Source organism: Halobellus clavatus (genome assembly GCF_900107195.1).
Lineage (GTDB): Archaea > Halobacteriota > Halobacteria > Halobacteriales > Haloferacaceae > Haloquadratum > Haloquadratum clavatum.
This window is the reverse complement of sequence record NZ_FNPB01000001.1, coordinates 449,768-464,068: the sequence shown is the minus strand read 5'-3', so window position 1 is coordinate 464,068 and position 14,301 is coordinate 449,768. Positions and strand designations below refer to the sequence as shown.

At 65.7% G+C, this 14,301-nt stretch carries 12 protein-coding genes; 5 read left to right on the top strand and 7 right to left on the bottom strand.

Annotated features, from left to right (window positions below):
* Positions 1–12 precede the first annotated feature (12 nt).
* The 4 genes from BLU74_RS02335 to BLU74_RS02320 all read right to left on the bottom strand — a co-directional run bounded on the left by BLU74_RS02335 (position 13) and on the right by BLU74_RS02320 (position 4,386).
* Positions 13–1,155: a pyridoxal-phosphate-dependent aminotransferase family protein gene (locus BLU74_RS02335; protein WP_089764712.1), complete on the bottom strand. Its 1,143-nt coding sequence runs from the start codon at positions 1,153–1,155 to the stop codon at positions 13–15.
* A 566-nt stretch (positions 1,156–1,721) separates the two neighbouring features.
* Positions 1,722–2,489, bottom strand: a complete 768-nt coding sequence (locus BLU74_RS02330; protein ID WP_089764710.1) for an SDR family NAD(P)-dependent oxidoreductase — start codon at positions 2,487–2,489, stop codon at positions 1,722–1,724.
* Between the two features lie 105 nt (positions 2,490–2,594).
* On the bottom strand, positions 2,595–2,780 hold the full coding sequence (locus BLU74_RS02325) for a hypothetical protein (RefSeq protein ID WP_175454539.1): 186 nt from the start codon (positions 2,778–2,780) through the stop codon (positions 2,595–2,597).
* Between the two features lie 82 nt (positions 2,781–2,862).
* On the bottom strand, positions 2,863–4,386 hold the full coding sequence (locus BLU74_RS02320) for a GMC family oxidoreductase (RefSeq protein WP_089764706.1): 1,524 nt from the start codon (positions 4,384–4,386) through the stop codon (positions 2,863–2,865).
* A 529-nt stretch (positions 4,387–4,915) separates the two neighbouring features.
* On the opposite strand from BLU74_RS02320, the gene BLU74_RS02315 reads away from it, so the two are divergent.
* The 4 genes from BLU74_RS02315 (at position 4,916) to BLU74_RS02300 (ending at position 9,255) form a co-directional block, all read left to right on the top strand.
* Complete coding sequence (locus BLU74_RS02315) at positions 4,916–5,560, top strand: helix-turn-helix domain-containing protein (RefSeq protein WP_089764705.1); 645 nt, start codon at positions 4,916–4,918, stop codon at positions 5,558–5,560.
* Between the two features lie 98 nt (positions 5,561–5,658).
* A complete protein-coding gene (locus BLU74_RS02310; RefSeq protein ID WP_089764703.1) occupies positions 5,659–6,468 on the top strand; it encodes a winged helix-turn-helix domain-containing protein in 810 nt (269 codons plus the stop codon).
* A gap of 140 nt (positions 6,469–6,608) precedes the next feature.
* Positions 6,609–7,703, top strand: coding sequence for an amidohydrolase family protein (locus tag BLU74_RS02305; protein WP_089764702.1), 1,095 nt, complete (start codon positions 6,609–6,611; stop codon positions 7,701–7,703).
* A 1-nt stretch (position 7,704) separates the two neighbouring features.
* Entirely contained in the window at positions 7,705–9,255 is a 1,551-nt protein-coding gene (locus BLU74_RS02300; RefSeq protein WP_175454538.1) for a class I adenylate-forming enzyme family protein, read from the top strand.
* A 12-nt stretch (positions 9,256–9,267) separates the two neighbouring features.
* On the opposite strand, the gene BLU74_RS02295 is transcribed toward BLU74_RS02300, so the two are convergent.
* Positions 9,268–10,653, bottom strand: coding sequence for a glycerate kinase type-2 family protein (locus BLU74_RS02295; RefSeq protein WP_089764698.1), 1,386 nt, complete (start codon positions 10,651–10,653; stop codon positions 9,268–9,270).
* 154 nt (positions 10,654–10,807) lie between these two features.
* On the opposite strand from BLU74_RS02295, the gene BLU74_RS02290 reads away from it, so the two are divergent.
* Positions 10,808–12,139 carry a nickel pincer cofactor-dependent isomerase, group 22 gene (locus BLU74_RS02290; protein ID WP_089764695.1) on the top strand — a complete coding sequence of 444 codons (1,332 nt, stop codon included), beginning with the start codon at positions 10,808–10,810 and terminating at the stop codon, positions 12,137–12,139.
* Between the two features lie 189 nt (positions 12,140–12,328).
* On the opposite strand, the gene BLU74_RS02285 is transcribed toward BLU74_RS02290, so the two are convergent.
* Positions 12,329–13,216 carry an ABC transporter permease gene (locus BLU74_RS02285; protein WP_089764693.1) on the bottom strand — a complete coding sequence of 296 codons (888 nt, stop codon included), beginning with the start codon at positions 13,214–13,216 and terminating at the stop codon, positions 12,329–12,331.
* Complete coding sequence (locus tag BLU74_RS02280) at positions 13,213–14,280, bottom strand: ABC transporter ATP-binding protein (RefSeq protein WP_139175584.1); 1,068 nt, start codon at positions 14,278–14,280, stop codon at positions 13,213–13,215. Before BLU74_RS02280 ends, BLU74_RS02285 begins: the two co-directional genes overlap by 4 nt.
* Positions 14,281–14,301 lie beyond the last annotated feature (21 nt).

Here is a 14,301-nt window from a genome sequence, read left to right as displayed (position 1 = left end):
TTCCCGCTCGACTTACGGCTCGTAGCCCTGGTTCCGCAGCGCGTCTTCGAGTGCGTACAGGACCAGTTCGATGTTGCTGGTGCGCGCGGAGTACCCCATACAGCCGATCCGAATGATCTCGCCTTCGAGGTCGCCCAGGCCGCTCGCGACTTCGAGGTTGTGATCGGCCTGCATATCGCTGAGCAGCGCTGACTCGTCGATCCCGTCGGGGATGCGCACCGCGTTCAGCGACGGGAGCCAGTACTCGTCCTCGGGGTTCAATTCGAGGCCGAGCGCTTCGAGGCCCTGCTTGAGTTGGGTCGCCATCGCCTCGTGGCGCTCCCAGCGCGCTTCGAGGCCTTCCTCGGCGACCAACTGGAGCGCCTCACGGAGCGCGTAGATGTTCGTGATCGGGGCCGTGTGGTGATACGAGCGGTCGTCGCCCCAGTAGCCTTCCAGCAGGGAGAGATCGAGGTACCACGACCGGACTTCGGTGTCGCGGTTCAGGACCTTCTCCATCGTCCGATCGTTGAGCGTGAGCGGACTCGCGCCCGGGGGACACGAGAGGCACTTCTGTGCACCGGAGTAGGCGACGTCGATGTCCCACTCGTCGACGCGGAACTCGACGCCGCCCAGCGACGTGACCGAGTCGGCGATGACGTACGCGCCGTGCTCGTGTGCGATATCGGTCAGTTCCGGGACGTTCGGCTGGAGCGCCCCCGTGCTCGTTTCGGCGTGGACGAACCCGAAGATGTCGGGGTCGTGCTGGTGGAACGCGTCCTCGACGACAGCGGGCTTGAGCGGTTCCCCCCACGGCGCGTCGACGTACGCGACCTCCCCACCGGCGCGCTCGGCCATCGAGGCCATCCGCCCACCGAAGTAGCCGTTCGTCGGCACGAGGACGGTGTCGCCCGGTTCGACGACGTTCGCGAACGCGGCCTCCATCGCGGCCGAACCTGTCCCGCTCACGGGAATGGCCCACTGATTCTCGGTCTGGAAGACGTACCGCAGAAGGTCCTGTACCTCGTTCATAATCTCGATGAACGAGTCGTCGAGGTGCCCGACGAGCGGGGCACTCATCACGCGGAGCACGCGCGGATGGACTTCGCTCGGGCCGGGGCCCATCAGCGTTCGATCCTCGGGAGTCAGCGGTTCCGTCTCCGGTGGTGTCAGCATACATTCGCGCAATGAGCACGGCAAAATAAAACCGTAGGATCCGGAACGCTCGGGTGTGGCAGCGATCCCCACGGCCACGAACCACGGTTCGCTCGAACCCGAACCGCCTGAACGAACGCCTCAGTTCGTCCTCAATAGGCTAGGTCCCGGCAGTCATCGACGGCTATAGAAATACAAAAATATCACAATATCAACTGCGGTCGAACAGCGCTACGACCCGGAGTCCGGGCGGAGATCGACCCTCGTTCTGTGCGTCTCCCATCGCGATTTGCGGGGCCCGATCGACGGAGTCGAAATAGTCCCGTGATTCTAATCGGGGTAGATACGTCGAAATAGCGGCTCGTTCGACGAACGATCTACGAAAATATAGATCAAATATCTTATCATCAAGCCGAGGATTTCCGACGTCGATCGGGACGTTTCCGGTCGAAAAGACCGGTGACGAGCAGTGTACGCCGGCGTAGTATATTGTAGTAGATTCACAATAATATCGGCACAAAACTGGCCTGCAGTCCGTTTCGCTTATCGCCAGTCACGGGCTGGTGGACGACGCGTCACCGGGTCGCTCAGTCCCGGCCTGCCGCGAGCTGTCCGCCCCCGTCGATCTCGAGCACCGTCCCCGTCATATACGCGGATAGCTCCGAGGCGAGAAAGAGGACGCCGTTGGCCTGGTCCTCGACGTGCCCCAGCCGCCCGAGCGGGATGCGGGAGGTGTACTCCTCGTGCCACGCCTCGTCGATGTCCTCCTCCAGCATCGGTGTGAGCGTGCCGCCCGGGCAAACGGCGTTGACGCGGACGTCGGGCGCGAGGTCCCGTGCGGCGTGCTTGGTGAACCCGATGACGCCCCACTTGGCGGCGGTGTAGTGGATCCCGCCGTTGACGCTGACGTTCCGGCCGGCCATCGAGGAGATGTTCACGATCCGGCCCTCGCCGCGTTCTCGCATCCCGGGCATCACCGCCTGCGTACAGTTGTACGTCCCCGTGAGGTTCAGGTCGATCGCGTCCTCCCACGCGTCGCGTTCGAGGTCCTGTAGCGCCTGGCCGCCCGCCCCGCCGGCGTTGTTGACGAGGATCTCGACCGAGCCGAAGGACTCCTCGGTCGCCGCGACCATCGCCTCCACGTCGTCCGGGTCGGTGACGTCACAGGTCACTGCCTCGGTGGTGGCGCCGTCGGCCGCGAGTTCGTCGGCGGCGGTGGCGACTTCGTCCGACTGGATGTCCGCGAGTACCACGTTCGCTCCGGCCTCGCCCAAGCGCGACGCGATCCCGCGACCGATCCCCTGTGCGGCGCCGGTGACGATAGCGGTCTCGCCGTCCATATCGATCGGAATCATATTCGAGTACTCTGTCAGTCACCGGTTAAAAGTACGGTCGACGTGCTCGGCCGACCAGTGCTTCGATTTGGCGGCCGTCGGCCGCGCGGCGTGGCGGTCGCCTGGTCAGTCCTCCGCTGAGTGGCACTCGCACTCGCCGTAGTTGTCGCCCCCGCCACCCGGTTCTACGTCCTCCCGTTCGACGATGATGCGGACGAGCGACTCGTCGATGTCGTCGACCTCCGGATCGTTGATTTCGATCGGGTTCTCCGAGGGGTCGCGGATGTACCACTGCTCCGTGCCTGTCGGCAAGTAGCACACCGGCGAGGTGACCGTCGACGGCGTCGTGTCCCGTTCGGTCGGTGAACTGTTCGGGTTCGACGCGCTGCCCCGATCAGTCCCGTCCGCGGATCAGATCGGCGCCCTTCTCCGCGACCGCGATCGTCGGTGCGTTAGTGTTCCCGCTCGTGATCTCGGGCATAATCGACGCGTCCACGACGCGGAGGTCGTTGAGGCCGTGGACGCGGAGTTCGTCGTCGACGACGGCCATCTCGTCGTCGCCCATCTTGCACGTCCCGACGGGGTGGTAGTTCGTCTGCGCCGTTTCACGGATGTGCTCCCGGAGGTCTTCGTCGTGCTCGACCGGAGCCTCGGGCCAGACTTCCTCACCGCGGTACTCGTCGAGAGCGCTCGCGTGGCCGATCTCGCGGGCTCGCTTGAGCCCCTCGACGAGCGTGTCGAGATCTTCTTCTTCCGCCAGGAAATTCGGGTCGATGCGCGGATCGTCGAAGGGATCATCCGAGGCGAGCGTGATCTCGCCGGTGCTCTCCGGGTGAAGCAGCACCGCGCTGGGCGTCATCCCCCGGCCGTCGGGGTTGTCGAAGCCGTGCCGCATGAAGTACACTCGGGCGAGGAAGTACTGCATGTCGGGCCTGGCGAGGTCGGGACTGATCCGTTCGAATCCCGTGACCTGACAGAGGACTTCGCCGTCCTGGATCTCGGGATCGGCCTCCAACTCGTAGGAGGCGGACGCGACAAGGTGATCCTGGAGGTTCTTTCCGACGCCGGGGAGGTCGTGTTTGACCTCGATCCCGTGCGCTGCGAGTTCGTCGGCCGGGCCGATGCCCGACAGCAGGAGCAGTTTCACCGTGTCGACTGCGCCGGCCGAGAGGACGACTTCTTCGGCGGCCTCGACGCTGTGTGCGGATCCCTCCTGCAGGTACGTGACGCCCGTGGCCGTGTCGCCGTCGAACTTGATCTGGGTGACCTGCGCGCCGGTCTGTGCGGTCAGGTTCTCCCGGTCGAGGACCGGATGGAGGTACGAGACGGCCGTACTCTGCCGCGTCCCGTCTTCGACGGTGAGGTGGATGGGCCCCATCCCCTCCTGTTTACCGGCGTTGACGTCCTCGTTGCGGTCGAAGCCCACCTCGACGGCGGCGTCGATCAGCGCCTCGGTGACTTCGCCGTACGGGTCCTCCCGCTCGACCCGCAGGGGACCGCCAGCCCCGTGGTACTCGGTCTCACCGCCCTCGAAATCCTCCATCCGCTTGAAGTACTTCAGCATCTCCTCGTAGCCCCAGCCGTCGTTGCCGAGGTCCGCCCACTCGTCGAAGTCCCGCGGATTCCCGCGGACGTACATCATCGCGTTGATCGCCGAGGAGCCACCGAGGGTCTTGCCGCGGGCGTAGTACTCCTCGCGACCGTTGAGCCCTTCCTGCGGGACCGTCCAGTAGTCCCAGTCGACTTCCGACCGCATCAGTTGGGGGAACGCCGTCGGGTTGTGAATCTCCGGTCTCTCGTCCGGCTTGCCGGCCTCGAGAAGCAGCACGTCGTTGTCCTCGGCTTCTGACAGCCGATTCGCGAGGACACAACCCGCCGATCCCGCGCCGACGATCACGTAGTCGTAGGTGCTCGTCATAAGACACCGTAACGCAGCATACCATACATAATGAATTTTGTCAGTGTTATTTGAGTGATGGAACGCCCCACCGGGCGAGGTCGGCGGTCCTGGCGCGGCAGCGACCCCTCGATGTCGTAGCTCCCACGCCCGGCAAACTGTTTGCGCTCCTCATCCGACTCCTGACGGCTGTGAGGAGCGACTGGACGTCGATCCGCTGGTGTCAGTCCAAACGCTTGATTACTACGCAAACAAGTCAATAGAAAACATACACTCCTATGGAGGAAACAAAAAGTACCAGAGTAATCGAATAGATTATCAGTGAGATCTGTCTCTTTAGGGGCAGAATAGCCTTAGATAAATATAACGTCACAATAAGGTAATTTATCTATAATATATTCAAATTTGACTAATCAAGTCTGAGCTTCGACCGACTACGGCTGCACCCGCAGCAGTCCGGACGGCCGCCGGCCGACCGTCGTCTCACTGCGGTTTCGCGACCCCCGGGTGCAGTCGCGGGCGTTAATTCGCTGTAGGTGCAGGGGCCCGTATGAGCTTCATCGCGGAGTACACGATCGACTCTCCGATGTTGAAAGATACCCACGAGGCCGTCCCGGAGATGCGCTTCGAGATGGAGGACCTCCAGTTGCTCGAGGGCACCCAGCCGAAGTACGTGTTCTGGGCGACGGGCGGGGATTTCGACCGTCTCGAAACGGTACTGGGGGAAGACCCCTACGTCATCAGCTTCTCGCATCTCACGACGGTCGGTCAGCGACGCCTCTACCGACTCAACTTCACCCAGGAGGCCAAGGAGATGATGACCTACCCGGAGGCCTCCCGGTTCGACATCGTCTTCCTCGGGGCGACCTCGACGACGGAAGGCGTCCACTTCCGCACGCAGGTCCCGACTCGCGACGCCCTCTCGGAGTTCCGGCGCACTTGCGAGGCCAAGGGGCTGTCGTTCAGTCTCGATCGGATCTACCAGGAGGGCGACGACGCCGCCGATCAGTACGGACTGACCGATCGACAGCGAGAGGCGCTCGTGTTGGCGCACGAACGGGGATACTACGGCCCCGACCGCGAGGTCTCACTGGCTGAACTCGCGGCCGAACTCGACATCTCCCGACAGGCGTTCGCCGACCGGCTCCGTCGCGGGTTGGAGAAGCTCCTCGGCAACACCGTGGCGGGTGATTAAAGACTTGCATTATCAATGGGTATGCTGATGCACCTGAGTCTCAATCGATAAACAATGATCGTGTACAACCGGCAACCCCCACTCGACTTCGACCGACGATGAGCAACTCACCGCAGGCCGACAACGTCGAGAGCGGCCCTCGTCCCGGTCTCCCGACGGCGATGATCCACAAGAAGATTCTCGACGCCGCGCGGAACGATCCGGGTGCGTCGCTGACGGAGATCTCGAACGTCGTGTCGGGTGCCTCCGTGGAACTCGTCGAGCGCGTTCTGGAGAACTACGGCGACCCGGCGGAGCGACACGTCGGCGAAACACCGGACCGAGACGCCGACGCGGAACCGACGGACTCGGATGCCGAGGACCGGTCCGCGTCGCCCGACACCGACGCGTCGGACTCCACAGCGCCGTCCGACGACGCCGACACGACACCGGCGGATCCGGTGCCATCGGCCGAACCCGAACCGGAATCGGTCACGGACGCGCAGCACGAGGTACCCGACGTGGCAGCCCTCACCGAGACGGAACTGGAGACGCTGACGGCCGTCGCCGAGCACCCTCAGGCCACCCAGCGCGAGCTGGCGGACGTCCTCGGGGTGAGTTGTGCGACCGTGAACCGCCGCGTCAGCGCCGTCGAGGGGCTCTGTTGGGCGGACCGCCAGTCCTTCGTCGAGTCGCTCTTCGCTGACCGCGACCTCCCGGCATCGGACGGCGCAGCGACCGACATCGATGAGAACGGACCATCCACCGAGAGCGACGGGACTGGAGCGTCCGACGACACGTGCCGATCCGACCCGCCGCTCGACGACCCCGAACTCGTCCGGAAGGTGATTCACGCCTGTCTCGAATCTGACCGCATCAGCGACGACGAGGAACTCGCGGTCATCGGCGCGTTCGTCGATCGCTGCTGAATCGGCAGCGCCGTTCCGCGCGAGTGGGCCCGCGACGGTGGTGTCCCGCGCTGTTTCATATCCGTAACGCCGTTTCGGCGCGCTCGCACACGGATAAAGCACGGAAAGCTTATTATCGCTACCTCGCCGTCGGTGGCTGTATGAAGTTAGGACGATTCGTCGTCGACACGCACGTTCACCCACAGCGCCACGCCGTCCAGTTCGACGAGAACGACGAGGACGCAGAGTACGCCCGGCTCGGGGAACTGATGCACACCGCCACCCCGGCCGACGAGGCGACCGACGACGATCCGGTCGTCGTCTACGACAACTCCGAGCGGCTCGTCTACGATATGGACAGCTACGGGGTCGATATGTGTCTCCTCCTCCCCGCCTTCGGGATGACCAACGAGATCAATATGAAAATTATGGACGAGCATCCCGACCGGTTCGTCTCCTGTGCATACCCCGTCCAGACGAAGAAGGCCGCGCTGCGCGGAGAGGAAGAGTGGTCGACCGAGCGCGCCGCTGCCGAACTCGACGAGGTGCTCGAACACGACGGGATGGTCGGTATCGGCGAGTTCATGCCGTCGGACCCGACGCTCGAAGAGCGGATGACCTGGCGCGAGCGCAAGAAGGAGATCCGCCAGTACTTCGACGTCGCCGCCAAGCACGACGTCCCGATCCGGTGGCATCCCGGCGCGGCTTCGGGCTACCAGGCCGGCGGACTCCGCGAACAGGACAAACTCCCCGACTGGCGGGATCCGCTCAACGCGACCGACATCCTCGCGGAGTACCCCGACGTCGACCTCGTCTTCGAGCACGGCGGCATCCAGGGCCACTGGAAGTACAACGTCGAGCGGGCCTGTCTGGTGGCCGAACAGCACGACAACGTCTATCTGGAAGTCGGTCTGTGGTGGGACGACATCCTCAACCGACCGATGAACGACCCCGACATCGGCCCCGATCAACTGATGTGGGGCACCGACTGGGGCGCGTCGATGGTCGCGAACTCCCACGATCCACAGAGCCCGAACGACTTCCCGTCGATCCGCTGGGAGCAGTACAGCAGCAAGGGCCTCCCGGCGCACCAGCCCGACTACTGGGGCACGTCGCTCCGGATGCTCAACAAGTATGCGATGGACCACGGCGTCCCGCAGGACGAACTCAACAAGATCCTCGGCGGGAACTTCTGTGAGGTGTACGACATCGAGCCGCCGCACAAGCGCCTGTTCCCCCAGTTCCTCGAGCAGTAGGATGCAGCGAATCCACAACGAACTGCCGGCGCTGAAGGATCTCTCGGCGCACAACGCGAAAAAGAGCGCGAACGCAATCGCCTTCGAGGACGCCACCGAATCGGTGACGTGGGGCGAGTTCGACGAGCGGAGTAAGCGCGTCGCGGACCTGTTCAGCGACTACGTCAGCAAGGGCGACCGGATCGCCTTCTACAGCAAACCGTCCGTCCAGCACGCGGTGCTGTTCAACGGGGCGCTGAAGGCGGGTGCCGTGACGACGAACCTGCATCGACGTATCGCTCCCGAGGCGTTCCGGTACGCCATCGACCAGACGAAGCCGAAGGTCATCGTCGTCGACGGCGACATCGCCGATTCGTTTGCGGCGAGCGTGAGCGAAGACGTGCTCGCCCCCGTTTCGACCGTGTTCACGACGGGAGACGCAGAACGCGCCTACGAGCGGCCGCTGGCTCCGGCCCTCGCGGATGCGACGCCGACAGAGCCAGACGTGCTCGCCGAGGAAGACGACATCGTGACCGTCGCGTGGACGTCGGGCAGCACGGGCCGTCCGAAGGGGTGGTGTCACACGAACCGCACGATGTTCCTGAAGGGACGAGAGCTGGCCACGCGGTCCGGCTACTCCCGGAACGACAAGCAGCTCGTGGTCAATCGGCCCTCGTTTCTCATCTGGACGAGCTTCCTGACGCGGTCGCTGCTCGGCTGTGAGGCGACGTACTATATGGCCGACTGGGACCCCGAGCGCTGGCTCGACGTCGTCGAGGAGCGCGGGATCACCCGCGCGGTGCTCGTCCCGACGATGTGGAAGGAAGTGCTCGACAGCGATCCCGACGCCTACGACCTCAGTTCGCTGTCGAGTATCGCCTCGACGGGCGAGAAACTGAACCCCGAAACCCTGCGCCGGCTCCGCTCGGAGATCTGCGGGAACGTCACCCAGTCCTACGGGTCGACGGAGATCCACTCGACGATCCTCTACAACAACGAACTCACCGAGGAGCGGATCGAGAGCGTCGGCAAGCCTCAGGCGGGCACCCAAGTCCGGATCGTCGACCCCAACGGCTCGATCGACGACGAACGCCCGCCGAACGAGTACGGCGAGATCGCGGTCAAGAGCTACCAGTCGCCGCCGTGGATGTGGGGCGACGACGAGCGCGCGGCCGCCGCCTTCGAGGACGGCTGGTGGCGTTCGGGCGACCGGGGACGGCTCGACGAGGAGGGCTTCCTCTACATCGAGGGCCGCATCGACTTCCAGATCAAATCGCGCGGCGTGAAGATCACCCCCGAGAGCATCGAGGAGGCGCTCGAGAACCACGACGAAGTGGTCAACGCGGCCGTGGTCGGCGTCGAGGACCCCGAGTACGGGCAGAAGGTCACCGCCATCGTCGAGCGGGCGTCTGACGCGCTGTCGGCGGAGGACCTCGACGCGTGGATGCTCGAGAGCGACCGCGTCGCCGACCACGAGCGGCCGCGGACGTACGAGTTCGTCGACGCCATCGATCGGACACCGAGCGGAAAGCTCGACCGACAGAGCACGAAAGACCGGCTGGGGCTGGACTGACTCGCCTCGGCGTCAGGGGGCCTCGACGACGATCACTCGCAGGTCGTTGACGTTCGTGGTCGTCGCGCCCGTCTCGACGAGGGCGTCTCGGGCGTCGAGGTACGCCGTCGCGTCGTTGTCGGCGAGCGCCGCCCGCGCCCGACGCTCGTCGGCGACCGTCCGCGAGGAGACGAGCGCACCGGCCGCCGAGGCGTTGCCGTCGATGCCGTCGGTGTCCATGCTGACGACTGTCACCCGCGCGCGCTCGTCGTCCTGCGCCGTCTCTCCGCCTTCGTCACCACTCCGAACCTCCCCGGACCGTGCCAATTCGAGCGCCGCGCTCAGAGCGAACTCCTGGTTCGGTCCGCCCGTTCCGTCGCCGCGGATCGTCACGGTCGTCTCGCCGCCCGAGAGGAGTACCGCCGGCGGTTCGATCGGCGTCCCGGTCGCCGCGGCCGACTCCGCGATCCCCACGAGGGCTTTCGCCGCTTCCCTGGCCTCGCCGCGGATCCGCGACCCGAGCCGCAGCGGTTCGAACCCGCGGTACTGTGCCGTCTCGGCGGCCGCCGACAGCGCCGTATCGTTGCTGGCGATGACGGACGTGCGGACGGTCTCGAACGCCGGATCGGATGGGCCGGGCGTCTCCGGGTAGTCGCCGTCGACCCCACCACGGAGCCGGCGCTCGACGCGGTCCGGCGCGTCGATGCCGTACTCCTCGAGGACGGCCACCGCGTCCGCGTAGGTGGTCCCGTCGGCGACGAGCGGCCCGCTGGCAATCACGCTGCGATCGTCGCCGGCGACGTCGCTGAAGAGCAGTCCGGCCACGGTCGCGTCACCGAAGCGCTCGGCGAGTCGGCCGCCCTTGATCGCCGAGAGGTGCTTCCGGACCGCGTTGATCTCGTGGATCGTCGCGCCGGCATCGAGCAGTGACTCGGTGAGTTGCTGGAGGTCCTCGAGCCCGACCGGATCAGCGGGTACCGCCAGTAGCGCGCTCCCGCCGCCGGTGATCGGGGCGAGCACGAGATCCTCGGCACCGGCCTCCGCGGCCAACTCCAGCAGCCTGCGGGTGCTCTCGACTCCCTCCGCAGTCGGGACCGGGTGACCCCCGGGCGCGGTCCTCACGACGTCGGTGTCGACGGGGTTGTCGGTCACGACGAGGCCGTCGTCGATCCGATCACCCAGCACGTCTTCGATCGCTGCGGCCGCGTGCCCCGCGGCGTTCCCGCCACCGACGACCAACACGCGCTCGTATCGGCTCAGGTCGTACTCGTCGTCGGCGATCCGGAGCCACTCGCCCGACGACTCCACTGCGGCATCGACGACGCGGCGCGGCGTCGCGGCGTCGATCCCGGCTTCGACGCATTCGAGCGCGAGTTCCTCGGCGTCCGTCGTCGCGAGCGACTCGCGATTCCGTATCATCGGTCCGTACGTCGCCCCGGCGGATATAAACTCCCACGGCGCGGTGTGGGTTCGGAACGGCCGTTTCGGACGGAACGGCCACTCCGGCCGGAACGTACGTTCGGGACGCCCGGCCGGAACGTACGTTTATACCCGCACCGGAACCACTGTGGGTATGGAACGCGATTCGCTGTCGGTGCCCGAGACGGTCGTTCGCGACGCGACCGGCGACCAGGCGCTGCCCGAGATGGGCGTCCTCGAGCAGGTGTGGGAGACCGATCCGATCGACCCGGCCGACCTCGACGCGGCGACGCGCGAGGCGGTCGAGTCGCTCGACTGGTCCGGCGTCCCCGACGGCGGCGAGGTCGCCGTCGGCGCGGGGAGTCGCGGCATCGCCAACCTCTCGACGATCGTCGCCGGCGTCGTCGCCGCTGTGCGGGACCTGGGCTACGAGCCGTTCGTCTTTCCCGCGATGGGGAGCCACGGCGGCGCGACGGGTGAGGGCCAGCGAGCGAAACTCGCAGCGCTGGGTGTCACCGAGTCGAGCGTCGGCTGTGAGATCCGGTCGAGTATGGACGTCGTCGAGATCGGACGCACCGACGAGCGCGACGTCGCCGTCGTGGCCGACGCGAACGCCGCGGGTGCGGACGCGATCCTCCCGGTCAACCGCGTCAAGCCGCACACCGACTTCGACGGACGAGTCGAGAGCGGGCTCTCGAAGATGCTCGTGATCGGAATGGGCAAGCAGCGCGGCGCGAAGATCGCCCACGACTGGGCCGTCGACTGGAGCCTCCGGGAGATGATCCCCGAGATCACCGAGCGACTCCTCGCCGAGCTCCCGGTCGTCGGCGGCGTCGCGATCGTCGAGGACCAGCACGACGACACGGGGATAATCGAGGGGATCAGACCCGAGGGGTTCCTTGACCGCGAAGCCGAACTTCTCGAGACGGCCTACGAACTGATGCCCACGCTGCCGTTCGACGAACTCGACGCCGTCGTCATCGACCGGATGGGCAAGGACGTCAGCGGGCAGGGGATGGACACGAACGTGATCGGCCGCCGGCCGTTCGCGATCAACGAACCCGCCCCGGAGACGCCCGACATCAAGCGGATCTTCACCCGCGGCCTCACCGAGACGACTCACGGCAACGCGATGGGGATGGGCTCCGCCGACGTCGTCCACGAGGACGTCCTCACGGGACTCGAACCCGACAAGACGCTGATCAACGCCATCACGGCCAGCACCGTCCGCGGGGTGCGGCTCCCGCCGGTCGTCGAGACCGACCGGGCCGGCCTGCTCGTCGCGCTCTCGACCGGCGGCGTCGTCAGCCCCGAGGACGCCCGCGTCCTGCGGGTGACGGACACGATGCGCCTCGATCGGATGTACGCCTCGCCCGCTCTCCTCGCGGAAGCCCGCGAACGCGACGACCTCCGGGTCGCAGCCGAGGCCACCCCTATCGAGTTCGAAGACGGGCAGTTCGTGGCACCGACTCCCCACGAGTCCTGAATCCTCTCTCGGCGTCGAACTATCTGAAAGCAATCAATTATCGAGATAGTACAATATCGCTATCTTCTGAGCGAAACAGATTTACAGCGGATGTCGGGGTTCGTAGAAACAACTCTAAAAGTACATATTACATAAGATAACTTATCTATAGCATACTGTTACAGAAATAAGATATTTCTTCTTCTCGGCTCACTGCACGTCCGAACTGGTCGCCCGCGAGAGGAGCGTCACCGCGACGGCTCCCAGGCCGATCGCCAGTGCTGTGAGGACGGCGACGCCCGGGACCACGGCGTTCAACGTGCCCTCGAACACCGACGTCTCCACGACGGTCATCACGTCGCGGTCGAGCATCAGCGCTCGCGCCGCATCCACGCCGTACGTGACGGGGTTCAGTGCGGCGAAGGTCTGGATCCAGGGCGGCAACACCGACAGCGGAAGGAACGCGCTGGAGAGGAATAGGAGGGGGAACTGCAGCAGGTTCGCGCCGATGATCGTCGATTCCTGATCGCGCGTGACGACCGCCAGCACGTTCGAGAAGGCCACGAACCACAGCGAGAACAGCACCCCGACCGCGACGATCCCGGCGGCACCGACGACTCCGGTCGCGATTTCGGCCCCGAGGAGGACGCCGAGTCCGAGGATGATCGATACCTGGACGGCGATCCGGAACACCTCGGCGGCGGTCTTCCCCGCGAACACGGCCGCCCGGTTCATCGGCGAGACGAGCACCTTCTCGAACATCCCGTTCTCGATGTCGTTCACGAGGCCGACGCCGGAGGTGACCGCGGCGGCCAGCGCCACCTGGATCGCGATCGCCGGAACGAGATACGTCTCGTAGGAAATCCCCGGAATCCCGCGGTTGACGGCGTCGCCCGCGACGGTGCCGAACACCTCGGTGAAGAGAAACAGGAAGATGATCGGTTGGACGAGCGAGATGACCAGAACGAACGGGTTGCGGACGGCCTTGCGGTTCCAGCGCTTGAAGTTGACCCAGACGTCCCCGAGGAACGTGTTCGTAGAGCGCTCGACGGACGGGCCGACACCGCCGCCGACCGCTCGATCCTCGCGCGCGCTCACGACCCGCCCTCCTCGTCGGGCGTCTCCTCGTCGAGTGGCTCGCCGGTGATCGCGAGGAAGACGTCGTCGAGCGTCGGTTCCCGGACGTTGAACCCGGTGACCGTGACGCCCGCGTCCCTGAGGGCGACGAGCAAGTCAGTGCCGTGCTGGCGGGCCGACCGCGCGGTCACGCTGATGCCCTCGTCGGTCGTCTCGACGGTCGCATCGGCGAAGGGCTCGAAGTCGCGCGCGATTGCCGCGGTCTCGGCGTGGGCGTCGCCGGCGACGTCGATATCCAGCACCTCGCCGCCGACCTCCCGTTTCAGTTCGGCGGGCGTCCCCTCGATGACGATCTCCCCGTCGAGGATGACCGCCAGACGGTCACAGAGCTGGTCGGCCTCTTCGAGGTACTGCGTCGTCAGGAAGATCGTCGTCCCCTCGTCGTTGATCCGACGGAAGTACTCCCACAGGCGGTTGCGCGCCTTCGGATCGAGGCCGGTCGTGGGCTCGTCGAGGAAGACCAGCGGCGGCTCGTGGACGAGTGCCGTCGCGGCGTCCAGTCGCTTTTTCATCCCGCCGGAGAACTCCTCTGCCTCCTTGTCGGCGACGTCGACGAGGTCGACCAGATCGAGCAACTCGTCGGTTCGGTCGGCCCGTTCGCCCCGCGGAACGCCGTAGGCCTCACAGGCGAAGCGGACGTTCTCGCGAGCGGTGAGTTCCGGATCGATGCTCGTCTCCTGGGGCATATAGCCGATCGACGACCGCACCTTTCGCCCCTCGGTGCGGGCGTCGAAGCCGTTGACCCGGACCTCGCCCGCCGTCGGCGACAGCAACGTCGCGAGCACCTTGATCGTCGTCGTCTTGCCCGCGCCGTTCGGCCCCAAGAAGCCGAAGAACTCCCCGCGGGGAATCGACATCTCGACGCCGCTGACCGCCTCGGTTCCGTCGCCGTACGTCAGTTCCAATCCGTCGACGTCGATCGCACGCGGAGCGTCCCGCTGAGCTGTCGTCGTCCGCTGCGTCTCGTCTGCATCGGCTGCCGCTGCCGACGGGTCGCTGGCCGGCGTCTCCGAGTGTCGTGACACGTTCACCCGTAGCGGCGGCGG

What these genes read in the sequence shown, in the direction of transcription:
- BLU74_RS02335 (WP_089764712.1), bottom strand. Translation starts at nt 1,155, where the DNA reads ATGCTGACACCACCGGAGACGGAACCGCTGACTCCCGAGGATCGAACG.
- BLU74_RS02330 (WP_089764710.1), bottom strand. Translation starts at nt 2,489, where the DNA reads ATGATTCCGATCGATATGGACGGCGAGACCGCTATCGTCACCGGCGCC.
- BLU74_RS02320 (WP_089764706.1), bottom strand. Translation starts at nt 4,386, where the DNA reads ATGACGAGCACCTACGACTACGTGATCGTCGGCGCGGGATCGGCGGGT.
- BLU74_RS02315 (WP_089764705.1), top strand. Translation starts at nt 4,916, where the DNA reads ATGAGCTTCATCGCGGAGTACACGATCGACTCTCCGATGTTGAAAGAT.
- BLU74_RS02310 (WP_089764703.1), top strand. Translation starts at nt 5,659, where the DNA reads ATGAGCAACTCACCGCAGGCCGACAACGTCGAGAGCGGCCCTCGTCCC.
- BLU74_RS02305 (WP_089764702.1), top strand. Translation starts at nt 6,609, where the DNA reads ATGAAGTTAGGACGATTCGTCGTCGACACGCACGTTCACCCACAGCGC.
- BLU74_RS02300 (WP_175454538.1), top strand. Translation starts at nt 7,705, where the DNA reads ATGCAGCGAATCCACAACGAACTGCCGGCGCTGAAGGATCTCTCGGCG.
- BLU74_RS02295 (WP_089764698.1), bottom strand. Translation starts at nt 10,653, where the DNA reads ATGATACGGAATCGCGAGTCGCTCGCGACGACGGACGCCGAGGAACTC.
- BLU74_RS02290 (WP_089764695.1), top strand. Translation starts at nt 10,808, where the DNA reads ATGGAACGCGATTCGCTGTCGGTGCCCGAGACGGTCGTTCGCGACGCG.